Origin of the sequence: Streptomyces caeruleatus (genome assembly GCF_001514235.1) — a bacterium.
Classification (GTDB): domain Bacteria; phylum Actinomycetota; class Actinomycetes; order Streptomycetales; family Streptomycetaceae; genus Streptomyces; species Streptomyces caeruleatus.
The window spans coordinates 59266-84014 of the sequence record NZ_KQ948940.1 but is presented as its reverse complement, the minus strand read 5'-3'; the positions used below and the strand labels follow the sequence as shown (position 1 = coordinate 84014).

Sequence of the window (24749 nt, the reverse complement as noted above, 5' to 3'; positions counted from 1 at the left end):
GAGGCCGGTGTCAGTCGTCGTCGTCGACGAACGTGACCGTCTCGTCGAGCGGCGCGCGGCCCGTGCGCGGGGCGTTCGCCGTGGCGTCCTCGAAGCCGATCGACATGCCGCAGAAGAGGATGAGCTCGTCCGGGGGCGAGAGGATCTCCGCGACGGAGCGGTGGTACTTGGCCCACGCCATCTGTGTGCAACTGTGCAGACCCTCGCCCCGCAGCAACAGCATGACCGTCTGCAGGAACATGCCGACGTCGGACCACTGGGCCGGCCCCAGGTCGCGGTCGATGTAGCAGAACAGCGCGGCCGGCGCGCCGAAGCAGTCCCAGTTCGCGGACGCGGCCCGCTGGCGTGCCTCGATGTCCTCGCGCGGGATGCCGAGCGCGCCGTAGCGCTGCTCGCCGAAGGCGGACCGGCGTTCGCGGTAGGGGGACTTCAGGTCGGGCGGGTACTGCTGGTACTGCGGCTCGTCCCAGGGATCGCCCGTGGCAAGGCGCTCACCGGCGCACTTCTTCAGCGCGGCCAGCGGTTCGCCGGTCAGTACGTAGGCGTGCCACGGCTGGAGGTTCGACGCCGACGGCGTCCAGGCCGCGGTGGACAGGACGCGCTCCAGCACCTCTCTGGGGACCGGCCGGTCGGTGAACTCGCGTACGGCCCGTCGGCTCGTGACCGCTTCGAAGACGTCCAAGATCGTCTGCCTCCCGTTCCAATGTCGTTGCATTCGCGACGGTATCATTCAATACCATCTCGTGCTTAACTATGGTCGAGTACAAGCCATCACGTCGTACGACCCTCTTGGAGCAAGCCCATGGCCACGCTGCTGCACATCGACTCGTCCGTGCTTCCCGGCGAGGCGTCCTCGTCCCGTTCGGTCGCGGCCGCCTTCCGCCAGGCCTGGGAGGAGCAGCACCCCGACGGCACGGTGATCCACCGCGACCTCGCCGCCGACCCCGTCCCGCACATCACCGCCGTCGCCTGGTCCGCCGGTTACGCCGCCCCGGCCGAGCGCACCCCGGAGCAGTCCGCCGCGTTCGCCGTGCGCGAGGCGCTCATCGAGGAACTGGAGCAGGCGGACGTCGTCCTGATCGGCGCCCCCATGCACAACTTCTCGATCCCCTCGACCCTCAAGGCCTGGGTGGACAACGTGCTGCTGCTCGGCCGCACCGCGGGCGAGAACCCCTCCGCCAAGGGCACGCCGGCCGTCGTCGTCGCCAGCCGCGGCGGCTCCTACGCGCCGGGCACCCCGCGCGAGGGCTTCGAGTACGTGCGGAACTACCTGGAGGCCGTGCTCGAACGCACCCTCGGCCTCGACCTCGACTTCATCGTCCCCGAGCTCACCCTGGCCCCCCGCAACCCGGCCATGTCGGAGCTGGTCCCCCTCTACGAGGCCTCGCGCAAGCGCGCCTTCGAGGAGGCGGCCGTCAAGGCCAAGGAGCTCGCGGAGCGCCTCGCGGCGTGCCCCCCGGACCGGACGCCGTGTGACGCCTCACCCCCCGGGGGTCACACGGCGTCCTCACCCCTGCCGCTCATCCCTCCTGGGGATGGGCCTCCTGGGGATGGGCCTCCTGGGGATGGGCGAACCGGGTCAGCAGGTCCGTCAACAGCTCGGCCTCGCCGGCCCCCAGCCCGGAGACCAGGCGTCCGGCCTGCGGCTCCGCCGCCACATGGGCCGTGTCGAAGAGCTCCATGCCCTGCGGCGTGATCTCCACCGCCCGCACCCGCCGGTCCCCCGGCACGGCCTTGCGGACCGCCAGCCCCTTGCGCTCCAGGTCGTCCACGACCCGCATGATCCCCGCCTTGTCGGTCCCCGTCGCGGCGGCCAGGTCGCGCTGCACCGTGGGCCCGCGGTTGACCAGCACGATCAGCACCGAGAAGTGCCGCAGCTCGATGCCGAGCGGCCGCAGCGCCTCGGTCATCACGGTCTGCGCGCGCCAGTGCGCCCGGCGCAGCAGCAGACCGAGAGCGAAGGGCGACTGGTCACCCGGGCGGTCGGTCGCGCGCGGGGCGGCGGCTGCGTGCGGAACGTCGGCGGTCATGAGGCCACAGTACCGCCACCCACTCATTCGATACGGTATCAATTGAAACCAAATGGGACAGCCCCGCAGGACTGGCTCGCACACTGGCGCGCACTGGACTATCGCCCCCACCCGAACACGTGCATCATGACCCAGTTGTTGACCCTGGTGCTGACGAGGTGAGCGGTGCGCGCGCGAAGAAGCGGGAAGTGTACGGCGGCCCTGACCAGCGCCCTCGGCCTCGCCCTCGCGGTCGCCGCCTGCGGCCCCAAACAGCACGACGACGCCCAGTCGGCCCGGCACACCCCCGTCCACGTGGCCGACGCCCCCGCCCAACTCCCCGTCCCGCACGGCAAGGGCAGCAAGACCCCCGACGACTTCAACGGCGACGGCCACCGCGACCTGGTCCTCAACGACCTGGTCAAGGCGCAGGCGCACGCCGACGACGCGGGCATCGGCATCGTGTACGGCGGTGAGCGCGGACTCACCCCGGGCGCACGGCAGTTGCTCAGCCCGCGACGGCAGGCGGCCCCGACCAAGGGCCGACTCCCAGCCGTCTTCGACGCCGAGGCGACCTGCGACCTGGACGGCGACGGCTTCACCGACCTGGTCGTCTCCACCGACCCGCCCTTCGACGGCCAGGGGCAGCCTCCGGTGCCGTTGCAGATCCTCTACGGCTCCCCGAGCGGCCTCACCGGCAAGGCGGTCAAGCTGACGATCCCGGCCCGCGCCCGCGTCGGCAACGACTGGCCCGACCAGCCGGTGTGCGGCGACTTCGACGGCGACGACGCGCAGGACCTGGTCGTCCACGCCTCGGGCGGCCAACTCAGCTTCCTGCGCGGCCCGTTCACCCGCAAGGGCAGCCCCCGCACCGCCCCCGCCCCCATCCAGTCCCCCGGCAACGCCCCCACGGGCCCGGCGGCCGACGTCGACGACGACGGATACGACGACCTGATCGTCCGTACGGCGGAAGGCACCGGCAAGTCCGCGGTCGTGCTGGGCGGCCCCACCGGCCCCACCCGCACCGGCGCGACCCTGCCCGCCGGCATCGACGTGGCCCTCGGCACCTTCGGCAAGGGCAGGGCGGCCCTGGACGCGGCGATCGGCACCATGGGCGAAACGTCCCTGCGCTACGACCTCCCGGCCGCCACCACGCGCGGCACCCTCACCACCCCGGGCTCGGTGCTCGACGCCGCCGACTTCGACGGCGACGGCCTGAGCGAACTCGTCACCAGCGGCAGCCAGTTGCGCGTCCTCCACGGCCGTACGACCGGCCTGACCACGACCGGCATGGTCACCGTCCGGCCCCCCGCCCAGGGCACCACGCGCGTCGTCACAGTCGGCGACTTCGACGGGGACGGGCGGGCGGACCTGGTGGTGCGAACGTACGTCGGCGAGACGAAGGACACGGTGGCCGTGTACCCGGGGATGAAGAAGGGGCTGGTGGCGGCGGAGCCGTCGGTGCGGTTCTCCAGCTCGGAGTTTCTGGTGCGGTAGCCGAAGGCCGAGTTCCTGGTGCGGTAGCCGAGGTCTGGAGTTCCTGGTGCGGCAGCGGAGGCTCGAAGTTCCTGGTGCGGTAGCCGAAGGCCGGATTTCCTGGTGCGGCAGCGGAGGCCCGGAGTTCCTGGTGCGGTAGCCGAAGGCCGAGTTCCTGGTGCGGTAGCCGAGGCCCGGAGTTCCTGGTGCGATAGCCGAAGGCCGGATTTCCTGGTGCGGTAGCCGAGCCGGCGGCCACCCCGGTCAGTCGGCCACCCGGGCGCCGATCGCCCTGGCGCGGCGGCGGGCCTCGGGGCTGAGGCCCTTGCGGCGGGGGTCGGTGCGGGGGTCGTAGGCGGTGGGCTGGGTGAGGCACTCCAGTCCGCGCAGGCCGGGCTTGGCGACGACGCAGGCGAACCGCGGGTCGCCCGCGTACCAGAGTTCGGCGTCGTAGTCCTTCAGGGCCTCATGGGTCCAGGGCCGGAACAGCACGTCAGCGAGCTTCAGCGACACCGTCCGCTCCGGCTGGTAGGGGTCGGGCAGCACGAAGACCGCCTTGCCCTTGTCGACCCGGACCGCACCCGGCTGCTGACGCCAGGGGTAGACGGCGAGGACGCGCCGCATCCGCATGCCCCGGGCGAGGCGGCCGAGGGCCCGGACCTCCAGGACCGTGAGGACGAGCAGGACGAGCACCATGGGCACCACGGCCGCCACCGGCAGCACGACCGTGGCGTACAGCGCGGTCCACCAAAGGGCCATCCAGAGCAGGAACTTGGCCAGGTTCCCCACCGTCCAGCGGCGGAGTGCGCTTCGGGTGCCCGGCGTGTCCCACGCCACCGGGCCGTCGAAGCCCTGCTTGTCGAGGTTCGTGGTCATGTGGCGTCCCGGGTCGGCCGAATTCGGAGGCGATGTCATCCACGACGCTGCCCGCGCCGAACGGGCCCGATCATGCCATGAAACGGTAAAGAGCCCAGGCCACGGTCACGTAATCCACACCTCTTCCGACACCCGCGCCCGGGGAACATTCCGGCACCGCCCCCTCGTTCCCCTCAGGCCGACCGTCCCACGACCGAGGAGTGCCTTGCCGGACACGTCGTCCAACGCATCCACCACCACCCCCCTGCCCCCGCTGCCCCCGCTGCCGCCACTGCCGCCACTGCCGCCGCTCGCCACCCAGGCCGAGCACCTGATCTCCCTCGGCGTGCACGAACTCGCGGGCATACCGGCCGCCGAACTGCGCGCCTTCGCCGAGGGCTCCCACGCCGACGACAGCAACGCCCTGCTCGCCGTCCACCCGGACCGCCTCCCCGCCTCCCCCCTCGCACCCCTGCTCCGTCGCGACGACAAGCCCGGCTTCGTCGTCGTCGACATGCCCGACGTCGACGACTTCGCCCCGGACGCCGTCGAACTGCCCGACACGCACCTCTACGTCGTCAACGGCATCGACCGCGGCGACCGCATGGCCAACTGGAGCCCCGAGGAGGCGCTGCCGGCCCTCGTCAAGGAGAGCCGCTCCCCGCTGCTGCTCACCGAGGGCATCCACTGGGTGCTCCAGCAGCCGGAGGCCCTGGAGCGCAACCGCTGCTTCATGACGATCGGCTCCCGGCTGCGCAAGGCCAACGGCACGCCGGACGCCCGTACTCCGGCGATCTGGATCAGCAACGGCACGGGACGCGACGGCCGCGAGCGGCGCAACGCCCCGAAGGTGGGCTGGTGCTGGTGGGGCAACCGGCACACATGGCTGGGTTTCGCGTCCGCGACGGGCCGCCGGCACCGGGCGTACTGACCCGAAGCGGCGTACAACCATCCGCACACCTCAGAGGTCTCCTGCACCGCGATCACCCCGTTAAGCCCAGGAGAACACCGGGCCAACGGGGGTGGTCGTCCCCATTCGGCAGGCATTCGTATCCCGCAGGAGAACCGCATGCGCAAAAACGTCCGTACAGCCTTGGCGACCGCGGCCGCCGGCGCACTCACGGGCGGTCTGCTCGTCGTCGCCGCCGGTCCCGCGGCAGCCGCCTCCGGCCTGGAGGGCGACTTCAACGGCGACGGGTACCAGGACGTGGCGGTCTCCGCGCCGCGCGCCTCCGTGGCCGGCCACGCGACGGCCGGTTCGGTGACCGTCCTGTACGGCTCCCCGACCGGCGCGGGCGCCACCAAGATCCAGACTCTCTCCCAGAACAGCGCGGGCGTCCCGGGCGGCGCCGAGGCCGGCGACGGCTTCGGTTCGCACACGACGGCCGGCGACTTCAACGGCGACGGCTACGCCGACCTGGCCGTGGGCGTGCCCGGCGAGGACGTCGGATCGGACGCCAACGGCGGCACCGCGGTCATCCTGTGGGGCGGCTCCACCGGCCTGTCGGGCGGCACCACGGTCTCCGACCCCGCCCCCAGCAGCCACGACTCCTTCGGAGCCCCGCTCGCCGCCGGCGACTACAACGGCGACGGCCGTGCCGACCTCGCCATCGGCTCGGACCAGAACACGGTGGACATCTACCGCGGCGGCTTCACCAAGTCCGGTGGCACCGGCGGCCGTTACAAGGTCACCACGCCGGTGCTGAAGGTGCAGGGCAACGACATCTTCAACCTCACGCCGGGCGACGTGAACAACGACGGCCGCACCGACCTGCTCGTCGACGGCTACGAGGGCGAGACGAGCGGCGACTACCACTTCAACGCCAACTACTACCTGCCCGGCTCCACCGGCGGTGTGACCACCTCCGGCGCCCGGAAGCTGCCCGCCGGGATCATCTCCGACATCGGCGACATCGACAACGACGGCTACGGCGACATCGTCATCGGCAACCACTGGGACGCCGCCTCCTCCAGTGCCGGGGCCGCGAAGGGCGGTGCCGTCCAGGTCGTCTGGGGCACGTCGTCCGGGCCCACCGGCGGCACGGGAACCCTGGAGCAGAACAGCTCCGGCATCCCCGGTACCAGCGAGACGGGCGACGCCTTCGGCTGGGAGCTCTCCCTCGGGGACATCAACGGCGACGGCTACGACGACCTGGCCATCGGCTCGCCGGGCGAGGACCTGAACGGCATCGCCGACGCCGGCATGGTCTCCGTCCTCTACGGCTCGACGTCCGGCTTCCAGGGCGCCGCCGCCCAGTCCCTGGCCCAGGACACGCCCGGCGTGCCCGGCGGCAACGAGACCGGCGACGGCTTCGGCGGCGAGCTGCTGCTCACCGACGCCACCGGCGACGGCAAGGCCGACCTGACGGTCGGCCTGCCCTGGGAGAACAACAGCGACGGGTACGTCGTGGCGTTCGCCTCCGACGGCTCGAAGATCAACACGTCCGGCCGGGGCATCGGCCTGACCGCCGCCAAGGTCTCGACGTCCGGCACTCCGCTGTTCGGCAGCCAGATGGCGGGCTGATCCACAACTCGGCGTAGGGCATTACCCGGAGCGCTCCCTGAGCCGGGCTGCGGCTTCCCTTAGGGGATGTCACAGCTCGGCAGCAATGCCGGGCCCGAACCGCAGGGCCCGGCACGCGATTCTCCGGGACCAGGTACGTTCGAAGACGTGGCTGGATTCAGGATCGGACGGGGCAGCCGGAACAACGGCACCCCGCAAACGCGCCCCCAACAACCTCCGTACGGGCAGCAGGCGCCCCAGGGGCCGTCGTACGGCTATCCCCCGCCGCCGCAGCAGCCGTACGGCGGCTCGGGCGGTGGCGGTGGCGGCTGGCCGCAGGCGAACGGCGGCGGTCAGGGCGGCTACCGCGGCCAGGGCGGTCACGGCGAGCCGGAGTACTTCGGCGACGGCGGCTACCCGCACGGCCCCGGCGGCACCCCTGACCCGTACGCGGCGAACAACCCGGGCCACACCACGGCGTTCTCGGTGGGCGAGGACCCCTACACCCAGGGTGAGACCTACCACGCGGGCGCGGCCCCGGCCGCCCCGGTCGGCCCCCGCCTGCACTGGAAGGCTTTGCTGCGGGGCATCGTCCTCTCCCCCGGCCAGACCTTCCTCCAGATGCGGGACTACACGATGTGGGGCCCCGCCCTCGGCGTGACGTTCCTCTACGGCCTGCTCGCGGTCTTCGGCTTCGACGGCGCACGCAACGACGCGATCAACGCGACCCTGTCGAACGCGGTCCCGATCGTCCTGACCACCGCCGTGGCGATGGTGATCTCGTCCTTCGTCCTGGGCGTGGTCACCCACACCCTGGCCCGCCAGCTCGGCGGCGACGGAGCCTGGCAGCCCACGGTCGGCCTCTCCATGCTGATCATGTCCCTCACGGACGCCCCCCGTCTGGTCTTCGCGATGTTCGCCGGCGGCGACGCGACGTTCGTGCAGGCCCTCGGCTGGGCGACCTGGGTGGCGGCGGGCGCGCTCCTCACCCTGATGGTGTCCAAGTCCCACGACCTGCCGTGGCCGAAGGCCCTGGGCGCGAGCGCGATCCAGCTGATCGCTCTGCTGTCGATCGTGAAGCTCGGCACGTTCTAGACGCAGCAGGAAGCAGGTGGAGGGCCCTCGGCGCACCCGCGCCGAGGGCCTTTGTTCGCTTTGCGCCTCCGATGTTGAAACTTTGTGTGTACATACGTTGACCTGTGTTCGGATCATCTTCTAGCTTGCGGGAACCATCGAGCCCGCCGAAGGGGATGCCGTGCCACGAGAGAACCACCGCCGGACAGCTTGCGTCGCCACGTTGCTGGCCTGCGCCACGGCCTTCGGGGGCGCACTCGCCGCCTCCCCCGCCTCGGCGTCCCCCGCATCCGCCTACGGCAAGCCGGCCGTGCCGCCCGTCAGCGACTTCCATGGCGTCAACTGGGCCGACCCGCGCGACAACTACGCCGACGACGCGGTCGTACCGTCCGGCCTGTCCACCACGGACAGTTACGCCACCACCTACGCCAAGTCCAAGGCGATCATCGGCGGCTTCGCCAAGCTGGGCGCCAACACGGTCCGGCTGCCGGTCAACCCGACCTCCGTCAACGGCCCCTTCTGGAAGTCGTACAAGGGAGCGATCGACGCCGCCTCCGACAAGGGGTTCAAGGTCATCCTGGGCTACTGGGAGGCCGACAACGCCAAGGACGGCAAGATCGACGACCAGGCCGCCTGGGACAAGATGTGGGCGCGGATCACCTCCGCCTACGCCCGCGACTCCAAGGTGTACTTCGAGCCGATGAACGAGCCGTTCGGCTACACCGCCCAGGAGTGGACCGACGTCGCCGCGAAGTGGGTGACCACCCATCGCAACGTGCCCCGTGACCGGATGCTGATCGGCGGCTACAAGTACAGCGAGGACGTCAAGCCGGTCTGCGCCGATCCGCGACTCAAGGGCACCCGGCTCGCCCTGCACAACTACGGCTTCTGGCACACCGACTGGACCAGCGTCGACCAGTGGAAGGCGGACTTCAAGGCGCGCATCGGCGACTGTGCCTCGCGCACGATCCTCGACGAGTTCGGCGCTTCCATGACCACCGGCCTGGACTACAACGGCCCGGTCAACGGCTCCCACGAGGTCGCCTACATCCAGGCCGCCACGGACACCATCCGTGAACTGGGCCTCGGCTCGGTCTACTGGCCCGGCCTGCGCAACGGCGACACCTACTCCCTCACGACCCTCCAGGGAACGGGCACCGACCTCAGCCTGAGCCTGAACAACCAGAGCGGCCTGGACCGCCTGCACTGGGCCTGGCGGCAGTAACCGGGGACCGGGGCCGGCTCGCCTCCCCCACCGTCCCTGCCGGATCGGCGGCCGGGACGGTGGGGACTGCGGGGCCTGTGGGGCCTGTGGGGCCTGTGGGGCCTGTGGGGACGCCTCAGCTCAGACGGCTTCCTTGTTGGCCTTGGCCGCGTCCCCGGACCTGTGGACCGGCGGCAGAACACTCCACGGGAAGTTGATCCACTCATCGGTGCGCTTCCACACGTAGTCGCACTTCACGAGCGAGTGGGACTTCTCATAGACCACGGCGGACCGCACCTCGGCGACATGCTCCACACAGAAGTCGTGGACGAGCTTCAGCGTCTTGCCGGTGTCGGCGACGTCGTCCGCGATCAGCACCTTCTTGTCGGTGAAGTCGATCGCGTTGGGGACGGGGGCGAGCATGACGGGCATGTCGAGGGTGGTCCCCACGCCCGTGTAGAACTCGACGTCAAACACGGAAGGGCCTCCCACCTGCTGTGATGCAGGAGGGAGGCCCGAAAACTCAGCGAAAACTCAGCATTGAGGGTCAGCAACCCTCATCATGCAGCCACCCTGAGCCGACTCCGGAAGGCGTCTGCTAGTGCCGCCTCGAACGCCCCCGTGATCCGCTCCTCTGCGCCCTCAACAAGGTGCGCGTAGACCTGCTCGGTGACCTTGGTGGAGCTGTGCCCCATCCACTGAGCTACCTCCCACAGGGGTACGCCCGCCGCAATGGCCATGCTGGCGAAGTAGTGGCGGAGGGCCTTAGGCGTGTAGCCCGACTCTGCGAGTCCAGCCTTCCTGATCGCGTCGTTCCAACGGTCCGTGTACGTCGTCCGCGAGGGGTGACGGTCCCGGTAGGTCTCTGACTCGTAGTACCAGCCCGGTTCCCCCCACGGCTCCCAGAAAGCCCGATGCTTCTCCAGTTCGTCAGCCACCGAGGACGGGACAGGGACCCAACGCCCCTTCCTGGACCACTTCGGTTCGTTCTTGACGTTCGTCCCTCGGCTGGCTCCGTCGTTCTTCCCGAAGTTCGTGAGCTGGTTCTGAACGAAGTACCAGCCCTCTCGGCGATCCAGGTGAGACTGAGAGAACGCGAGAGCCTCGCCCACACGGAGACCGCAGCCCGCCTGAATCCAGATGGTCGACTTGTAGACCGGACGCATGGCCTCATAGATGGCCATGACTTCGGCAGTGGTCGGAATCTCCTCATCCTCAACCGGCCGATAAGCGGACTCGTTCCGGCCGTTTACGGAGATTTCTTTTCCGGCGTACTTCGGGACGATCTCCGCCTCATAGCAGTACTTGAGGAACGATTTCAGCACGGTTTTCCGGCCTTGAATGCCGTAAGGCTTGTAGCCCCGTTCCTTCTGGTCCGCCTCCCACGCGACGATGTCCGAGGGCTTCATAGAACCAATTCGCCTAGTGCCAAACATGGCAGCAAAGTGGTTCTTGTAAATGCTCTTGTACTGAACGATGGTGGACTCTTCCCGCGTCCCGAAGTTCAGCCACTCATTCCAGCAGTCCTCAAAGGTCCGCTTAGAGTGCTTGCGGTCGACGTACACGCCAAGGCGCTTGTCATTCTCGACCTTGGTTGCGAGTTCTTTCGCCTCAGTCTTCTTGTTGTGAGGGAACGACTCTTCCTTCTGGGCACCGCTGGCGTCTCGGAACCGGACAACCCACGAGTGGCGGCAGCGCGGCCACTGGCCCACCTTGCAGTCACAGCGCTTGATGATCGAAGCCACGAGGCTTCAACTCCCTTACAGACTTGGGTCGGAGCCCTATCTCCGACCTCAGCACCATGTTTTACACGCCAACTCCCCCTAGCTACAAGCCTGTTGGGCGAGCCAGTGATCAACATCACGTTCGCGAAATCTGAGATGCTTGCCCACCTTGTAGGCAGGTATCCCCCAATCACGCCACTTTGCGTAGAGCGTTCGCTTCGAAACAGCCAGCCGCTCGGCTGTGTCATCCGGCGTCAGAAGCCGGTTGGATCCACCCGCAGCCATACGCCTCTCCTCTGTGCGGTAGCCTCACGTCGACCCCTTGCGGGTCGGAGCCGCCCTGAAGCCCTATCTTCAGGGCGGCTCTTTCTTTAAGTGCCCATCCTTCTTTTCCGCTTTCCCTTTCCGGCCCCCATTTGCTCGGAAATTCATTACGCGGCATATCTCCACCCTTCGGCGATCATGTCTCTTCTGATTTCGCGTAGGGCGGCTAGGTCTTCGGCTATGCCGACTGCCATGTCTGCTTCGGCCGGGGAGTGTCCGGAGCCGATGTAGCGCCAGGCGGATTCGGTGACGGTGTCGCCGTCCTCCACGGCGAGGACGCCGCCGCCCTGGTAGTCCGCGCGGACCGCGCGCAGAGCGCCGTAAGTGGTGGAGTACTGGCGGGATTTGGTGAGGACGTGGCCCCGGTAGCCGAGCGTGTGAGCCCAGGCCCGCAGGTTGAGCGCCTCCAGTTCCACCAGGCCGCCGAGGCGCCAGCAGGCTGCCATGAGGGCGCGCAGGTGGGCGTTGACCGGGGCGAGGCGGATGCTGTCGAAGTCGTTGATGCGGTAGTCGATGCCGCCCGCGTCGCCGACACTCTTGGAGACGTATTTCGCGACGTAGGCCGCAACGGCGTTGTCGGTCACCGCCGATGATTCGGTGAATGCGTCGCTGCGGATCGGGTGGACGTCGAGCTGTTTTCCCCACCTGACAGTCCGCTCGCCGGTTGCCGGGGAGTAAGGGGTGTGCACCTCGACCAGGTCAGCAGCCGACCGCACGGCGCCTTCAAGGAGTTCGGTCGTGGCCCACAACGGCGGGGGCGAGGAAGGGCCGTCAGGCCCGTCGAGCCGGATCACCGCATGGAAGTGCACGGCGCCCCGCTGTTGGTACTCGGCGACCTTCGCGAAGGACACGGTCAGGTGCTCGCGCAGACGGGTTTGCGTGATCCCTGCGGCGGTTGCCAGATGGCGCCGGAGCATGTGGCAGTAGCGGTTCCACAAGGTGCCGGCGGAAGCGTGCCACAGGACGTGTCCGGTGTAGTCGTAGCAGTCCGGGCAGAGCGGCTGGCCCACCGCGGAATCGGTGTCGGTGTGCTGGTGGCCGCAGCCGAGGGGCCGCCCGTGTTCGCAGGTGCCGCCGTCTCGTCGAGGCCGGCACACAGCCGTTTCAGGACCGCTTGCGCGGTGCACGGCGCCGAACGAGGGGGCGGTGAGGGTGACGAAGAGCCGGGGGTGACGCTGCACGTCGTCTGTGACGCCCTTGCCGCCCAGGAGGCCGGAGCGGACGAGGTGGAAGGTGTCGCCCGCGTGGAGGTAGGAGCACGGTTGGCAGCGTGTCTCTCGCCGGTTGCGGCAGCGGACCGGCATCCGGCTTCCGGGTTCGTCAGCCGTGTCGTAGTGCCGCAGCACCTCTCCGGTGACCGCGTCACGGGTGGTGGTGTGTCCGGCGAGGTAGATCGGGTGCGCACACCCGCCAATGGATTTGATCTGTTCGAGCCAGCGCGAGAAACCGGGCTCATGGACGAGCCGGATAAGATCACGTTCGGTGGGTGAGAGAAGGCGCAGGCGCTCAGCCTCATTGAGTACTGAGCGCCGCGCCTCATCCGATATCGCATGCATGGGTGGTCCCCTTTCGCGAGGGATGGGCGCGGCGGTCATGGGGTCAGCTCCTGTTTTGGCTTGTCTCAGCTAGGAATTCGACTTGGCTTTGATCAGCCAGAAATGGAGTCTGTCGGCGGGAACTGTCAAGCCCCGGTCATATAGGTCCAGTAAACCCATCCCTTTCTGCCCTTGTTGGGTCCAGTGCCGACCTTTCCGTAAAGCCAACTGGCGTCCTTTGTCATACAGGTCGGGGTGTATCGGGTCCCCTTGGAAAGTATTCCGAGTGACGTGTACTTCGTTCCCGGACCGGAACGGAGGTTCACGGCCTTGGTCGCCTTGTTCGGGACCCCGTAGGCCGGAACACAACCCTTGGGTAGAGAGGCAGCGGAAGCGGTCGGGGCGGTGGCGATACCAGCACCAAGGACGCTCAGTCCGAGCACGGATGCTGCAAGGGAACGGGTGAGATTCTGTCGGAGCTTCATTTGTTTCTCCTCTGAGAGAGCTTCGAGGCGGCATTTCGCTGCCTCGCATTTTCCTTTCCGGCGCCTGCCGAAAATGGGGACGAATGGGGGTACATGTCGCCCCTGCTAGTTCCAGCCGACGTAATCGGACTTGACCCAGCCCCATTTCCCGTTGTTCGGCCCGCTCGTGACTTTGCCGTAGCTCCAGTCATGGTTTTTGTCGCAGTACTCGGTGAATCGGGCACCCTTGTACAGGATTCCGAGAGAGGTGTACTTCTTCCCTGGGCCGGTACGCAGGTTTACATCGCCGGTAATTTCCATTTTCTGCGGCCAAGCCCATTCCCAGGTACACGACTTGGGCAGCGATGCAGCCGAAGCAGTCGGGGCAGCGAGCACGGCGCCGCCGACGAGCAGGGACGTGGACGCGGCTGCCGCCGCAACGCGGTGCACGATTCGCATTTTCTCTCTCCTTGATTCTTCAGCCGTTCAGGGGAGTACTGCATCGATGTGCAGTTGGTTGCGTGTCTCAGGTGTTCTTCAGGTAGGCGATGCTGACCCAGCCCTTTCGCCCCTTGTTGGCGCCTGTCTCGACCTTTCCGTAGTACCAATAGAAATCTGTCGTGCAGTTCACGCGGAATCGGGTTCCCTTTGACAGGATCCCGAGAGACGTATAGTTCCTCCCGGGCCCCTTTCGGAGGTTCACTGCCTCCGTCGCCTTCTTTGTGTTGTGGTAAATCTCCAAGCAGTCTTTCGGCAGGGATGCAGCCGATGCGGTCGAGGCGGTGGAAATACCCGCTCCGATGACGCTGAGGCCGAGCGCCGCAGCAGCAAGAGAACGGGTGAGAGCGGGACGTACGTTCATAGCGTTTTCTCCTTTGAGGGTTGCGAGGTGATGCCACGTCACCTCTGGGACTCTTTTCGGATTCAGCCGAAAAAGAGGCTTCCGATGGCCTTGACGATTGCCCACACGGGATAGGCGAAAGGCGTCCCGGCGAGGAGGAATCCGAACAGTGCGATCAGCGTTGCCTGGTAGGCCCTGATTTCCCGTGAGCGGGAAGTCAGGACGACGTACAGGAACAGGAATGAGTCGATGACCCAGATATGTGTCTGTGTCATGCCGCGATTCCTCCTTTCTGGAAGGTGACGGGGTCGGGTTGGGTCAGGAACGGATCCTGGGGCGGATCGCTCCGGCCGATCTCGACCGCAGCGGACGTGCTGACGAGGCGGGAACGGGCGCGCATCCACCGGCCGCCCATGGCGACGACGGCCACGCCTTGTTCGTCCTCGGTGATGTTCTGCGCGGTGATCACGGCGTCCGGGTTGATGTCGCCCAAGGTCATCTCTGCCGACGCCGCGTCGTGTGCTCGGTGGGCGACGCGTCCGCCGAGCTGGGCGCGCAGCGCGGTCACGCGGGGGCCGAGGTCGGAGCCGACCCGCTGTCCGGCGATGACCAGGTGGACGCCGAGCGCCGCGCCGAGCTGGGCGATGCGCAGCAGCAGGGTTCCGCACTGCTCCGCCTCATCCTTCGATTCGCGCGAGCCGTCGGTCAGGTACAGCTCTGCCAGCTCGTCGACGATCACGACCAGGGGCACGGGGCGTTGTTCCTCGGGCAGTTCCCAGACCGATCGCTTGTCCCAGGAGCGGCACCACTTCATGCGTGCCTGGATCTCGTCGACCACTCCGGCCAGCACGCCGAGCGCCTGTGTCCGGTCGACCGCCAGCGCGGAGAGCCGTCCGCCGAACAGACCCAGCTCCATGCCGCCTTTGCAGTCGATGCCGACCAGGGCGACCCGCTGAGGCGCCAGCGCGAGCACCAGCGCCGCCAGGAGGGACGACTTTCCCGACTGCGTGGCCCCCGTGACGAGCCAGTGGGGGGTGCGCCGCAGGTCGATCAGCCACGGGCCGCCATCCTCGGAAACGCCCACGTCAGCAGCGAGGAGCACGGGGGCCGGCGAACGGACGGACGGGGCATCTTCGGCCAGCGGATCCCGGGCCGTCACCTCGATGACCACCTGACCCCGGCGAGGCGAGGTGACCCGCACGCTGTGCACGCGCCAGGTGTGTTCCATGGCACGGGCCGCCGCGTAGAACGGCGCCGGGGTCTGCCCGGGATGCAGCAGCACCCGCAGCGTCAGCCCGGTTGCCGTGGGCATGGGCCAGGTCAGGCGGGGAGGCTTGGGCTTGAGGGCCTGGCCGTGCACCACGAGGTCACGGCCGATCACCCGACGGTCGGGCGACGTGCTCACCGAGAGATGGTTGAGGTAGGCCAGCCGCCGCCAGGTCACGACGATCCGCAGGGCGGTTCCGGGGTAGCCGACCAGCCACCAGCGCCACGGCCACCGCCGCACCGGCACACCCCGCGCTTCCAGACGCGGCTCCCACCACTTCTGGGTGAGCACGCCCACCAGGATCAGCGCGGTCAGGGTCCACACCACCAGCGATGCGGGCATCAGCCGTCGCCGCCCTTGCCGTCCTCTGCCCTGGTACGCGCCAGCACGAGCCGCGCGCGCATCATGGCCGTCTGCGCATGACGGGCCGTCAGGGAGAGCAGGAAGCGAAGCGTGGTGTTGTCGTCGCTCGTGCTCAGCAGCGCCTCGGTACCGGACAGCGTCCGCAAGTCCCGCAGCAGCGAGCCGAAATGCCCGTCTACGCAGAACACCGGATCGTCATCCGCGTCGGGCACGTCCGCGTCGTCCAGACCCGCCGCCGCCCGCATTTCCCGGGCCATCCGTTCGGCATCCTCGGCGAGCGAGACCACGCACGGTTCCTTGCAGGCGAACACCTCGGACTCATCCGCAGGGTTGCGGCCCACCGCAACGGACGTGACCCGTGCGTCGAGGAAGCTCGTCCCGCACACCACGCAGGCCAGACCGTCACCCTCGGGACCGCTGATGTTCCAGAAGTAGCGAGTCATCAGGAGTCACCACCCGACGACTTCCCGCGCGGACCAGCCGCAGGCGCCGCAGCGGAGCCCCCACCAGGACCCGGAGCAGGCGTGATCGCGTCCGCCCGGTAGGTCGTACCGGACCGGCCCTCCAGCGACCAGTCACGGCCCCACAGGTTCGTGACCCTGACCTCGGCGCCCTCCGTGAGTCCCTGCGGCTGCCCGACGGTCGTCACGTCGATCGTGTCGACCCGGCGCCCTTCCGGCTGCCGCACGGCCAGACCCGTGACCCACAACGGGTTGCCCTCACGGTCCCTGCGCTGGTCACCTTCCTGCGTCGTACGCGGCTCCGGCGCGATCTCACACCGGATCGTGCCCAGCCGGCCCACGTCGATCGGCTTGTTTTCCAACGGGTTCACCTCATCTCAGAACACACCCACACGACCACTCATCCGCATGGGTTGACGTCCCCACCCGGACACTCATCCGGATGGGTTGGGCCACCATCATCACCTCAACAGCGGAATCAAGTCAACCACTCATCCGCATGGGTGGTTCTGATCTATACCTCAGACTGCCAACCACTTATCCTCATGAGTGCACCGCGCGCCCTATACCACGCACCACTGACAACCAACGCGGCACGACGACCAGAAGGACATCAGCAGCCATGACAGAGCGAGAGCACATCGAACGCGCCCCCTCCATGTACATGCAGGTCGCACAGCGCATGGCCGACGACATCCGCAAGGGCCGCTACCAGCCCGGCGACCTCCTGCCGTCCGAAACGCAGATGGTCGAGATGTACGGGGTCGGCAAGCACACCGCCCGCTCCGCAGTGGCCGAACTGCGCCGCATGGGACTGGTCGAGTCGCAGCAGGGCAAGGGCAGCATCGTCCTGGCCGTGGGCGGAGTCCTTCCGGCCACCCGCATTGACCGGTCCATCCACCGGACGACGAAGGGCAGTTGGAGCCTTCCGGAGACCAAGGAGACCCAGGCGCCCGCCGTCAGCAGGTGCGCACTGGACGGCCCCCCGGCAGACCTTCTGGACCAGCACGACCAAGACGCGATCAGCGTCGACCGCACGCTGTACAACCCGGCGACCGGCGCCCGCATGGCACACCGGGTTCTGATCCCGCTCGCCACCGCCGCCGACGTTCCCACCCTCGCCGAACAGCCGGACGCTGAGGTAGCCGAGCTGTACCGCCAGCTTGCCGAAGCCGGGCTCACCCTGTCGTTCACCGACCACGTCACCGCCCGCACCCCCTACCCAGACGAGCGCGCGTCCCTCGGACTCAGCGACGCAAGCCCCCTGCTGATCACCTACCGTGTGACCGCCGACGCCGACCAGGACCGCCCGCTACTGTGCGAGGAACTCAAAGCCCCCGCCGCCACGTGCCAGCTCACTTTCCCCGTGATGCCGACGAAGGCCGCCGCCAAGCGCGCCCCACGCCGTCGAGCCCAATCGGCGTAACTTCTCTTTACTTGTTTCGAGCCCAATCGGCGTAACTTCTCTTTACTTGTTTTTCAAGGGCGCGCCTTCGGCGCGCCGGGCGGCTCTGGCCGCCCCGGCCGGGCGTGCGGCCTCCGGCCGGTCCCGTCCGGACGACCAGCCGCCCGACACCGCAAGCCACCCCGCCCAAGCAGAGAAGCCCCCGCGGAATTCGCCGCAGGGGGCTTTGTCGTCTGCTCTGTCAGCCACCGGAGGAAGCAAGCCACCCGACCGGCCCGGCCGACACTCCCCCAAGCTGGCGCCAACGCCCTTCGCTCACAACCGGGTTCGTACAACGAGGCCAACGCCGCTCACCGTGGCACACAGCGACGTAACGAACCCAGTTCGGGCCGGTGGTACCAGGGACGCTATAGCGCGCCCCTGGACCCCGCCCAGCGTGGCAACCTCACGCGCGAATGCGGGTCTCGTCGTGGTCCAGGTCCGTGCGCGCGTGAGGTCACCACGCACGTGATCAGCATCTTTCCCCCGTCGAGGGGTGCCGGCCCAACCTCCGGCCATGTGCCGGCCACGGTGCAGCAGCCGCCTACCTTCGGCAGGTTCTCGCGTGCTGCTCGGCTGCGAACCGTGCGGGACCCATGCCCGTGATCAGGATCGGACGAGGACACCCTTCACACCGAATGAACTCCCCGCGCCTGTCCGTCTCGATCCACACATGTGAGCCCGCCGCCGTCCGCCAGACGTCATGCCGCCCCATGCCCTAACTCCCCTTCCCTCTCATCCGCCGCCCTCCGGAACTCGACCACCCGCGCCCCCGGTACGGCCGCAGCCCCACGCAGCCGACGAGCAATCAGCCGCCCACTCTCCGGGCGAAGCCACACCACGGGCTCACCACGCGGCCCCACATGCGCCACCGCCCGCAGAAACCGCGCATCCACGCCCAGCGCCGCCAGGGCCGCGTTCAGCTCTTCGGCAACCTCGTCAGCCTCCCGCCACGGCGACACGAGATCAACGCCCGGAACGAACGAGGCATCCCCGAGGTCGCCGTACCCCCCGCTGTCCGGCGACGTGTCCTTTTCCATCGCGTAACTCTCCAGCCACGGCCGCATAGTCACGACGGCCGCCAGTCCTAGCCAGGTCGAAAACGTCTATCCCGAGAAGACCGGGCCGCGAATCACCCCAGTCCGGTTTCCGCACGACTACTCTCCGTGCAGAGGTCTCCCCTACCAGCCCAAGAGACCAATGGGTCTGTGTTACGACACCCCTTCAAATCCAACAGAGACCCAAGGCGTGAGCAGTGCACCACCAGACGCTCACACCGTCCGCACAACCCAAGCCGCAGGTCAACGCGAGGTGACGCTGACGAACGACCACCAAGGCATGCCGCTTCACAGGCGTGGAGCACCCTGCCCGCGCAGCCCCTCCTTCCATCGAAAGAGACCGGACAGTCTGTTTAGACGCGCCTAGTTTGGGGCTCTATCGTCAATGCCGTCAAGCGACCCATACCTGAGGAACTGTCAGGTATCACAGCCAGTACTCAGTGGGGCGCGGGCCAAGCCAAGGAAGTCCGAAGCAATTCCGTTACCGGGGAACGCAGTTGAACAGCAGACGGTCAATCCGGCGCCTTCGCGCCCTGCGGCGGTCGTGTCCGAATTTCACGTCAGAAGCACTCAGCATTCAGCCGGAACGCCTTCGCGCACCTCGGCCTACCCTCTGCCTAGCCGCCGCCCGCCCTACAGCTCCCCCTGCCGCACCCCCAACCCGTTGTCGAGGGGGTACCCGGACTCCTCAAACCGTTGTCGAAATCGGGACCAGTCACATGCAGGCCCGAAAATGATAATCCTTAAGGTGAGATTGAATGGCTGATCTTCAGAAACCGCGTCGACGACAGTCCAAGCGCGCCAAATCGACCAGGCAGGGAATCATGTCCGCCGCAGGCCTGGCATTCGAAGAAAAGGGATACGAAGGGGCGACCGTCAACGAGATCATCGAAGTCGCAGGCACAACGAAAGGAGGTTTCTACTTCCATTTCCCAGGAGGCAGACGCGATTTGGCGGCAGCAATTCTGGATTCGACACTGACCATGGAAGGCGTACAGCAACAGGAACTTAAGCTCCAAGAAGTGGTCGACACCGGCGCCATCCTGGCCTACAGGATCACCCAGGAAGCAAGCCTCAGGGCAGCCCTGCGCCTGTCGCTCCACAAGGGCGCGCGGGACACCTACGGGACACCATGGCCCAAGTGGGTAGAAATCAACACCATCCAGCTGACCGAGGCCCAACAGCGAGGTGAAGTCCGAGCCGGGGTATCACCTTCGGACCAGGCCTATCAGATTGCGGGATCCTGGTCCGGGCTCGTACTCGTCAGTGAGGCAGTCGACGGCCATTTCGGGAACATCGAAGAACGAGTGTCGCAGATGTATATGAACCTGTTGGGCTCTATTGCACACCCAGCGACCCTGCCAGAAATCGACTTCTCCACCGATCGCGGCTGCCGACTCTACACAGCCTTCCTCGATCGAGAGGATTCCTCAGCACCCAGCGACACAGCCTAAGCAGCACGCAAACACGACGACTCCACACGCCAACCGGCACAGCAAACGGCCCCCTCATGAACGCAACCAGGAGGGAGCCGTTTACCTAAATCACCTTTCCCAGGCAGTCGGTCAGTACAGGTACTCCTCCGTGACCCAGCCGACATAACCAGCGGGCAGACCGCCGGCCGAATCGGTCTGCAACATCACCAGATCCCACCACTGCCCTCCACCGTCCCGGGCAGAGGTGATGACCTGCACGGGCTCACCCGCGTATATCTGACCGAGGATCCCCGAGCCCGTACCAGGCCCCAGGCGAACCCGGAGTCCATCCACAGTCGCCGTACGCACGGTCGCGTAGTTCACGCCGACGTCACCGCGAGTCGACACGGACACCTCCGACGGCGTCACCGCCGAGGCCGCCGAGGCGCCCACCAGGCCGACACCCGCGACCAGGGCACCCGACACGACCAGCGTCTGCAGAGCCTTACGCCCCATGATCAATTTCCCTTCGCTCAAAACGACATGAGCGGTCTGGTTCCATCCTGCGAAGCCAGCCACTCATCCGGATGAGTGGCCAGCATCAGATGCCACCCCAGGAAATGTCAACCACTTAACCGGATGAGTTTAGGGGAGAGGGCACCCGCCGTTGCGCATGCAGGAGGCCCGCCGCTCCCGATGAGGACGCCGGGCACGTGATCGGAGGGCGCCGAGTCCAGCACTAGCTGTCGGTCCAGTCGGGATCTTCTTCCTCTGTGGGAAGGTCCCGGTGCCCTTCAGACCAGTGGTTGACCCATCCGCACAGGCCGCAGGCGTACCGGCCGTCCACGCCAGACAACAGAGTGCCGCACTGGCGGCACTCTGTTGTGGTGATCTCAGGCAGCAGCTCGGGTGACCGCTCGGAAGAAGACTTGGAAGTCACGCGCAGAGACTACCCAGAACCCTGGAGCACACCCAGACGACCACCCACACTGGTTCGAACAAATCCAGGTACCACCAGGCCCCTGGATTGCTGACGCCCCACAGTTGCCGCACTGCATATCCCGCCACCTCCATGAGCGCCGCAGACCCCGCAATGCCAACCACCGTGGCCATCCTCGCTGGTCTGCGCCCCGCAGTTCGGACAGTTCACGAAGACCGTTACCCCTTCCACAGAGGGAGCAGACGTACGAGAGTCGCCATCCTGGAAGCCGTCCCACCCGAGGTTGGCGTTCATTGGGGGGAGTGGGACGGCAGCCCCCTTGCCCGGACTCGAACCGGGGTCACTGTGCGCGGGAAACCCCTTCAAGGAAAGCGCGCAGAGTCAGTGCTCTTCCTGACTGAGCTACAAGGGGTACGGTGCCCGTGTCCGGGGTCGGACCGGATGTCAGCCGACGCGGCCGTTGATTTTCGCGATTCGGCTGTGTTTCACAGGCTCTCTGTCGCACATTCGCTGTTCCCCCCGTTTTGAGGATCGCCCAACTTAGGGAGAGCGACAGAGAATTGGAAACCCACCCTGCCCGGAGTTCAGGGGGAAGGATCATCCGGGCAGGGCGGGGGCTAGTTGCGCTTCCGGGTGAGCCACGCGAGCATTCCGGCGTTCTCCGCCAGGACCCTGCGGCGGAAGGCTTCCATCTCGGGATCGACCACGTTCCAGGAGTGGTCGCGGGGGTGGTCACGGTAGAGCGTGCACGCGTCGCCGTCCGGTCCGCCCTCGATCTCGCAGTGCGCCAGCGACTCGAACCGCATCGCTCCGTCCGCTGTCCAGCGCGCCCACAGTGCCTCTTGGGGCTTGTGCTCCCAGTCCCATACGAAGCCGGCGTGTTCTCCCTCGTGCCAGAGGCCGAGTTCGCATCGAGTTGCGTCGGGCGCGTAGGTGTCAAAGTCCTCGCTTTTGAGCCGTGCTTGTCCGGCAAGGATGGCGAAGAGGAACGGGGCCATCTGCACATCGGCCGTGGCCGTGCACTGACGCATCAGGACTCCACACTTTCGGCATGCTTGATAAGGATTTCGGCCACCCGCTCAGCGTGGTCTGCACGCATGCGCCCCCACGTCACATACGGCGTGCCGTTGCGCACATAAGGCAGTACCTCGCCGCAGGCACTTGCAGGGAGGCCGATTTTTGCCAGAGCTTCCGCGATTGCCTCAGCGGCATAGGCAGAGTCAGCGCTGAGATTTCGGTTGGGCTTCACGGTCACTGCCAGTCTCCGGGCTCGAATCGGTATGAACGGCCGATGACCTCGGTGTAGGCCAGATGGCCAGGGTTGGCCTTGAGGTGAGCGGTGGCCCATTCTGAGCCGTCCGTTTGGCTCTCGCTGCCTTTGCTGCTGTCGCCACAGTGCTTGCACTGCATGGCGTAGTTCGTGGGTTCGGCGTCCTGGGCCGTGTCCGGCCTCAGCGTGTGCTCACGGAACCGGTAGGTTGCGCGCGCCATCACGCGCCCTCTGGCCGGCCGGTGCAGTGCTGACAGCCGGGCACCCCGCACGGAGGCAGCGAGCCAGACGGGACCGCAATCACGCTGGACCGTTCATCAAGGGTCCCGGCGTACCCGGCCCACCAAGGAGCCCGAGTCGCCGTCTCCAAGCCTTCCGTGTCATCGGCGAGGCCGTCTGGCTCAGGGGTCGGCAGAGGCCGCAGTCGGCGCTTCACGCCTCTACCTCCATGGGTTTTCGGCGATTACATACAGGGGGTTCGACAGTCCGCCGATCCGGTGCGTCAGCGGTTCGCCCGGCCACCGGTCAGACTCCGCAGACATACGCACCGGCCAGACGGAAAGGGTGTAGGTGCAGTCCTCATCCGGGACCCTGACGAACAGAGGGAAACCACCCTTGATGTGCTCGCGTGCCCCACGTTCCTCGTCGGGATCGCTGGCCCACACGCGTAACTCGGAAGGCGCGTCGGGATAGGGCACCGAATCGCATTCGATGGCCCAGAACCCACGAGAGAATGCCGGATAGTCGGCGGGGTCGGGATCGAGCCGGTTGGCGATGCGCAGCGCCTCACCGCGAAGCCACCGGAGAACCAGCACAGGGGAAATGGTCTGGAAGGTGCCCAAGACGTACTGCACGGTCTCACCCGTGCCGTACACCGGCCCCTCCGCGCGTACCTCCGCCCAGTAACCCGGTGGCTGTGACTTGCCGGAAGTACCGAGCCCCGTTGCCAGATCAGCGCGCACGCTGGTTCTCCTTCTCCACCAGGGGGCGAAGGCGTTGCATGGTCACGCTGAATGACCGATCGTCGGGGCCGTCGTAGCGATTCGGCTTCTCCTGCTCCTCACCCGGGAGTGAGCACTTCGGTCTTCCGCAATCACACAGCAGCCAGTCCGGTGCCGACCGGATCAGGGGCTCACCATGCCCGGCAGAGTCGTCGACATTCACTCCTGAGGCCCCTTCCGGTCCGTGGCGCGTCGGTGGGGGTGCTGCGCGATGATCCGGTTGGAGTCCCGCGCGGCTCCGTCAGCGCCACGAGGGTGCGCGGATGTACGGCCGTTCGCTGCCGCCTTGCAAGTCACGCACCCGTCAACGGGAACAGGCTCAGGATGGGACATGGGGACGGCCGGAGCGGTCGCCATGCCTTCGCTTCGGGGCACAACCAGCAACCTCCCCAGACCCGCAAGCGTCGCTCTCAAGTTGTCCCGAGTCGGTACCGCGTACGGCCCCCTGCGGACGCCAACGGGGTACGGCGTCCACTGGTTGAGCCATGTTTCGGCAGGTTCCGGGCGGAGCCTCCAGAAACCGCCGGCCGCTACGAGTACTGCCAGCTCCGCCACATCGTCAGCCCCAGGCAGAGCCATCCCCTGATCGGACACGACCGCTCCTCTCCGTAGTGCTTCCACTACCAAGGCGATTCAGCGTGGCCTACAGTCAGCGTGTCTTCAACTTGTGTGGTTTGCACGGAGAGTTAGGCGGTGGCTGTTGAACCGGAAACAGTTAGACCCCAAAAAGTCACCAACGGCGGCGTTCGGTGGGCGTCTACGCAGGTTGCGGGATGAACGCGGCTGGACTCAGGACGAGTTGGGCGTCCGCATGGGGTACTCCGGTACGCATATTTCCGCTGTCGAAACTGGCCGGCGGTCTCCAACTTCGCACTTCTCGCACAGTGCTGACAGGGCGTTTGGAACCGGAGACAAGTTCGAGCGCCAAGGCAGAGCGGTGCGCAACACCGCCCTGCTTGAGGGGTTCCCGGAGTACGTGACACACGAGTCGCGTGCGACAGAGATCAGGCTCTTCGAGCTGGGGATCGTTCCGGGATTGCTCCAGACTCCGGAGTACGCAGCCGCCATCACTAATGGCGCCGTGCGTCGGGGAGCGATCACGGAGCAGCAGGCAGAAGAGCGGTTGGCGCTGCTCGCAGAACGGCAGGCATCACTACTGCGGACACCTGCACCGCTGGTCTACGCAGTTCTTGACGAAAGCTGCATTCGACGCGTGGTCGGAGGCCCCGAAGTCATGGCGGCTCAGCTGGACAGTCTGACCGTGTTCGCCGAATCGCCTTCCACGGTTTTCCAAGTGGCCCCGTACATCCTCGGCGAGCGACGGTCCTTCGATCTTCCCGTAACGCTGCTCACCCTGACCGACCGGTCATGTATCGCGTACTCCGAGTCAGCGCAGCAAGGGCGCCTGGAGCGCGATATGAAGTTAGTACAGCCCATGTTGACGGCCTACCATCAGTTGCAGGCTGAGGCCGCCTCACAGGCGGAGTCTGTAGCCATGATCAACCAGTTGTGAAAGGGCAC

Annotated in this window: 27 protein-coding genes, 1 tRNA gene and 2 pseudogenes; 9 read left to right on the top strand and 21 right to left on the bottom strand. The window is 67.1% G+C overall.

Features of this window, described 5'->3' with window-relative positions:
- Positions 1-10: 10 nt before the first annotated feature.
- Positions 11-682 carry a nitroreductase gene (locus AQJ67_RS37465; RefSeq protein ID WP_062723953.1) on the bottom strand — a complete coding sequence of 224 codons (672 nt, stop codon included), beginning with the start codon at positions 680-682 and terminating at the stop codon, positions 11-13.
- A gap of 120 nt (positions 683-802) precedes the next feature.
- Here AQJ67_RS37465 and AQJ67_RS46160 point away from each other — a divergent pair.
- Positions 803-1450, top strand: a pseudogene (locus AQJ67_RS46160) (FMN-dependent NADH-azoreductase); the annotation flags it as partial.
- Between the two features lie 70 nt (positions 1451-1520).
- Here AQJ67_RS46160 and AQJ67_RS37450 read toward each other — a convergent pair.
- Positions 1521-2030: a MarR family winged helix-turn-helix transcriptional regulator gene (locus AQJ67_RS37450; protein WP_062723950.1), complete on the bottom strand. Its 510-nt coding sequence runs from the start codon at positions 2028-2030 to the stop codon at positions 1521-1523.
- Positions 2031-2195: 165 nt separating this feature from the next.
- On the opposite strand from AQJ67_RS37450, the gene AQJ67_RS37445 reads away from it, so the two are divergent.
- Positions 2196-3506 (top strand): FG-GAP repeat domain-containing protein, encoded by a 1311-nt coding sequence (locus AQJ67_RS37445; RefSeq protein ID WP_062723949.1) that lies wholly within the window; start codon positions 2196-2198, stop codon positions 3504-3506.
- Positions 3507-3749: 243 nt separating this feature from the next.
- On the opposite strand, the gene AQJ67_RS37440 is transcribed toward AQJ67_RS37445, so the two are convergent.
- The gene (locus AQJ67_RS37440; RefSeq protein ID WP_062723948.1) at positions 3750-4361 is read right to left on the bottom strand and encodes a hypothetical protein; all 612 of its coding nucleotides are present in this window, start codon (positions 4359-4361) and stop codon (positions 3750-3752) included.
- Between the two features lie 244 nt (positions 4362-4605).
- Between AQJ67_RS37440 and AQJ67_RS37435 the strand changes: the two genes are divergently transcribed.
- From AQJ67_RS37435 to AQJ67_RS37420, 4 genes are all read left to right on the top strand, one after another.
- A complete protein-coding gene (locus tag AQJ67_RS37435; RefSeq protein ID WP_062724052.1) occupies positions 4606-5271 on the top strand; it encodes a DUF5701 family protein in 666 nt (221 codons plus the stop codon).
- Between the two features lie 138 nt (positions 5272-5409).
- Positions 5410-6864 carry an FG-GAP-like repeat-containing protein gene (locus tag AQJ67_RS37430; protein WP_062723947.1) on the top strand — a complete coding sequence of 485 codons (1455 nt, stop codon included), beginning with the start codon at positions 5410-5412 and terminating at the stop codon, positions 6862-6864.
- Between the two features lie 66 nt (positions 6865-6930).
- Positions 6931-7938: a Yip1 family protein gene (locus tag AQJ67_RS37425; RefSeq protein ID WP_079056424.1), complete on the top strand. Its 1008-nt coding sequence runs from the start codon at positions 6931-6933 to the stop codon at positions 7936-7938.
- A 160-nt stretch (positions 7939-8098) separates the two neighbouring features.
- Positions 8099-9142 carry a glycoside hydrolase family 5 protein gene (locus AQJ67_RS37420; RefSeq protein ID WP_062723945.1) on the top strand — a complete coding sequence of 348 codons (1044 nt, stop codon included), beginning with the start codon at positions 8099-8101 and terminating at the stop codon, positions 9140-9142.
- A gap of 120 nt (positions 9143-9262) precedes the next feature.
- Here AQJ67_RS37420 and AQJ67_RS37415 read toward each other — a convergent pair.
- From AQJ67_RS37415 to AQJ67_RS37385, 11 genes and pseudogenes are all read right to left on the bottom strand, one after another.
- Positions 9263-9592 (bottom strand): annotated as a pseudogene (locus AQJ67_RS37415) (phosphoribosyltransferase); the annotation flags it as partial.
- 89 nt (positions 9593-9681) lie between these two features.
- Positions 9682-10866, bottom strand: a complete 1185-nt coding sequence (locus tag AQJ67_RS37410) for a tyrosine-type recombinase/integrase (protein WP_062723944.1) — start codon at positions 10864-10866, stop codon at positions 9682-9684.
- 78 nt (positions 10867-10944) lie between these two features.
- Positions 10945-11130 (bottom strand): helix-turn-helix domain-containing protein, encoded by a 186-nt coding sequence (locus AQJ67_RS46155; RefSeq protein ID WP_079056422.1) that lies wholly within the window; start codon positions 11128-11130, stop codon positions 10945-10947.
- A gap of 146 nt (positions 11131-11276) precedes the next feature.
- Entirely contained in the window at positions 11277-12764 is a 1488-nt protein-coding gene (locus tag AQJ67_RS37405; RefSeq protein ID WP_425264207.1) for a replication initiator, read from the bottom strand.
- A gap of 86 nt (positions 12765-12850) precedes the next feature.
- Entirely contained in the window at positions 12851-13189 is a 339-nt protein-coding gene (locus AQJ67_RS46150) for an SH3 domain-containing protein (protein ID WP_244190727.1), read from the bottom strand.
- A 105-nt stretch (positions 13190-13294) separates the two neighbouring features.
- Positions 13295-13627, bottom strand: coding sequence for an SH3 domain-containing protein (locus AQJ67_RS46145; RefSeq protein ID WP_244190726.1), 333 nt, complete (start codon positions 13625-13627; stop codon positions 13295-13297).
- Between the two features lie 67 nt (positions 13628-13694).
- Complete coding sequence (locus AQJ67_RS46140; RefSeq protein ID WP_244190725.1) at positions 13695-14030, bottom strand: SH3 domain-containing protein; 336 nt, start codon at positions 14028-14030, stop codon at positions 13695-13697.
- A gap of 62 nt (positions 14031-14092) precedes the next feature.
- Complete coding sequence (locus tag AQJ67_RS37400) at positions 14093-14284, bottom strand: hypothetical protein (protein WP_062723942.1); 192 nt, start codon at positions 14282-14284, stop codon at positions 14093-14095.
- Positions 14281-15618 carry an FtsK/SpoIIIE domain-containing protein gene (locus tag AQJ67_RS37395; protein WP_062723941.1) on the bottom strand — a complete coding sequence of 446 codons (1338 nt, stop codon included), beginning with the start codon at positions 15616-15618 and terminating at the stop codon, positions 14281-14283. Before AQJ67_RS37395 ends, AQJ67_RS37400 begins: the two co-directional genes overlap by 4 nt.
- Positions 15618-16082 (bottom strand): hypothetical protein, encoded by a 465-nt coding sequence (locus tag AQJ67_RS37390; RefSeq protein WP_062723940.1) that lies wholly within the window; start codon positions 16080-16082, stop codon positions 15618-15620. The genes AQJ67_RS37395 and AQJ67_RS37390 overlap by 1 nt, the downstream gene beginning before the upstream one ends.
- Positions 16082-16462 (bottom strand): hypothetical protein, encoded by a 381-nt coding sequence (locus AQJ67_RS37385; protein ID WP_062723939.1) that lies wholly within the window; start codon positions 16460-16462, stop codon positions 16082-16084. The genes AQJ67_RS37390 and AQJ67_RS37385 overlap by 1 nt, the downstream gene beginning before the upstream one ends.
- Positions 16463-16722: 260 nt before the next feature.
- Here AQJ67_RS37385 and AQJ67_RS37380 point away from each other — a divergent pair, with 260 nt between their 5' ends.
- Positions 16723-17526, top strand: a complete 804-nt coding sequence (locus AQJ67_RS37380; RefSeq protein WP_062723938.1) for a GntR family transcriptional regulator — start codon at positions 16723-16725, stop codon at positions 17524-17526.
- Between the two features lie 719 nt (positions 17527-18245).
- On the opposite strand, the gene AQJ67_RS37375 is transcribed toward AQJ67_RS37380, so the two are convergent.
- Positions 18246-18584, bottom strand: coding sequence for a hypothetical protein (locus tag AQJ67_RS37375; protein ID WP_208615111.1), 339 nt, complete (start codon positions 18582-18584; stop codon positions 18246-18248).
- 776 nt (positions 18585-19360) lie between these two features.
- On the opposite strand from AQJ67_RS37375, the gene AQJ67_RS37370 reads away from it, so the two are divergent.
- The gene (locus tag AQJ67_RS37370; RefSeq protein ID WP_063807408.1) at positions 19361-20056 is read left to right on the top strand and encodes a TetR/AcrR family transcriptional regulator; all 696 of its coding nucleotides are present in this window, start codon (positions 19361-19363) and stop codon (positions 20054-20056) included.
- Between the two features lie 111 nt (positions 20057-20167).
- Here the strand turns inward: AQJ67_RS37370 and AQJ67_RS37365 are convergent, their stop codons facing one another.
- From AQJ67_RS37365 to AQJ67_RS37350, 6 genes are all read right to left on the bottom strand, one after another.
- Entirely contained in the window at positions 20168-20533 is a 366-nt protein-coding gene (locus AQJ67_RS37365) for an SH3 domain-containing protein (protein WP_062723936.1), read from the bottom strand.
- A gap of 738 nt (positions 20534-21271) precedes the next feature.
- Positions 21272-21369 (bottom strand) — tRNA-OTHER (locus AQJ67_RS47985).
- Between the two features lie 205 nt (positions 21370-21574).
- Positions 21575-21988 (bottom strand): hypothetical protein, encoded by a 414-nt coding sequence (locus AQJ67_RS37360; protein ID WP_062723935.1) that lies wholly within the window; start codon positions 21986-21988, stop codon positions 21575-21577.
- The gene (locus AQJ67_RS47235; protein ID WP_107123084.1) at positions 21988-22212 is read right to left on the bottom strand and encodes a hypothetical protein; all 225 of its coding nucleotides are present in this window, start codon (positions 22210-22212) and stop codon (positions 21988-21990) included. Before AQJ67_RS47235 ends, AQJ67_RS37360 begins: the two co-directional genes overlap by 1 nt.
- Positions 22209-22448, bottom strand: coding sequence for a DUF7848 domain-containing protein (locus AQJ67_RS37355; protein WP_062723934.1), 240 nt, complete (start codon positions 22446-22448; stop codon positions 22209-22211). The genes AQJ67_RS47235 and AQJ67_RS37355 overlap by 4 nt, the downstream gene beginning before the upstream one ends.
- A gap of 219 nt (positions 22449-22667) precedes the next feature.
- On the bottom strand, positions 22668-23189 hold the full coding sequence (locus AQJ67_RS37350) for a hypothetical protein (RefSeq protein WP_244190724.1): 522 nt from the start codon (positions 23187-23189) through the stop codon (positions 22668-22670).
- 736 nt (positions 23190-23925) lie between these two features.
- Here AQJ67_RS37350 and AQJ67_RS37345 point away from each other — a divergent pair.
- Positions 23926-24741, top strand: coding sequence for a helix-turn-helix domain-containing protein (locus tag AQJ67_RS37345; RefSeq protein ID WP_062724051.1), 816 nt, complete (start codon positions 23926-23928; stop codon positions 24739-24741).
- Positions 24742-24749: the final 8 nt, after the last annotated feature.

Bases quoted from the DNA above. Each gene is read 5' to 3' on its own strand.
- AQJ67_RS37450 (WP_062723950.1), bottom strand. From the start codon at position 2,030: ATGACCGCCGACGTTCCGCACGCAGCCGCCGCCCCGCGCGCGACCGAC.
- AQJ67_RS37440 (WP_062723948.1), bottom strand. From the start codon at position 4,361: ATGACCACGAACCTCGACAAGCAGGGCTTCGACGGCCCGGTGGCGTGG.
- AQJ67_RS37430 (WP_062723947.1), top strand. From the start codon at position 5,410: ATGCGCAAAAACGTCCGTACAGCCTTGGCGACCGCGGCCGCCGGCGCA.
- AQJ67_RS37425 (WP_079056424.1), top strand. From the start codon at position 6,931: ATGTCACAGCTCGGCAGCAATGCCGGGCCCGAACCGCAGGGCCCGGCA.
- AQJ67_RS46155 (WP_079056422.1), bottom strand. From the start codon at position 11,130: ATGGCTGCGGGTGGATCCAACCGGCTTCTGACGCCGGATGACACAGCC.
- AQJ67_RS37405 (WP_425264207.1), bottom strand. From the start codon at position 12,764: ATGACCGCCGCGCCCATCCCTCGCGAAAGGGGACCACCCATGCATGCG.
- AQJ67_RS46150 (WP_244190727.1), bottom strand. From the start codon at position 13,189: ATGAAGCTCCGACAGAATCTCACCCGTTCCCTTGCAGCATCCGTGCTC.
- AQJ67_RS46145 (WP_244190726.1), bottom strand. From the start codon at position 13,627: ATGCGAATCGTGCACCGCGTTGCGGCGGCAGCCGCGTCCACGTCCCTG.
- AQJ67_RS46140 (WP_244190725.1), bottom strand. From the start codon at position 14,030: ATGAACGTACGTCCCGCTCTCACCCGTTCTCTTGCTGCTGCGGCGCTC.
- AQJ67_RS37400 (WP_062723942.1), bottom strand. From the start codon at position 14,284: ATGACACAGACACATATCTGGGTCATCGACTCATTCCTGTTCCTGTAC.
- AQJ67_RS37395 (WP_062723941.1), bottom strand. From the start codon at position 15,618: ATGCCCGCATCGCTGGTGGTGTGGACCCTGACCGCGCTGATCCTGGTG.
- AQJ67_RS37390 (WP_062723940.1), bottom strand. From the start codon at position 16,082: ATGACTCGCTACTTCTGGAACATCAGCGGTCCCGAGGGTGACGGTCTG.
- AQJ67_RS37380 (WP_062723938.1), top strand. From the start codon at position 16,723: ATGACAGAGCGAGAGCACATCGAACGCGCCCCCTCCATGTACATGCAG.
- AQJ67_RS37375 (WP_208615111.1), bottom strand. From the start codon at position 18,584: ATGGAAAAGGACACGTCGCCGGACAGCGGGGGGTACGGCGACCTCGGG.
- AQJ67_RS37370 (WP_063807408.1), top strand. From the start codon at position 19,361: ATGGCTGATCTTCAGAAACCGCGTCGACGACAGTCCAAGCGCGCCAAA.
- AQJ67_RS37365 (WP_062723936.1), bottom strand. From the start codon at position 20,533: ATGGGGCGTAAGGCTCTGCAGACGCTGGTCGTGTCGGGTGCCCTGGTC.
- AQJ67_RS37360 (WP_062723935.1), bottom strand. From the start codon at position 21,988: ATGCGTCAGTGCACGGCCACGGCCGATGTGCAGATGGCCCCGTTCCTC.
- AQJ67_RS37355 (WP_062723934.1), bottom strand. From the start codon at position 22,448: ATGGCGCGCGCAACCTACCGGTTCCGTGAGCACACGCTGAGGCCGGAC.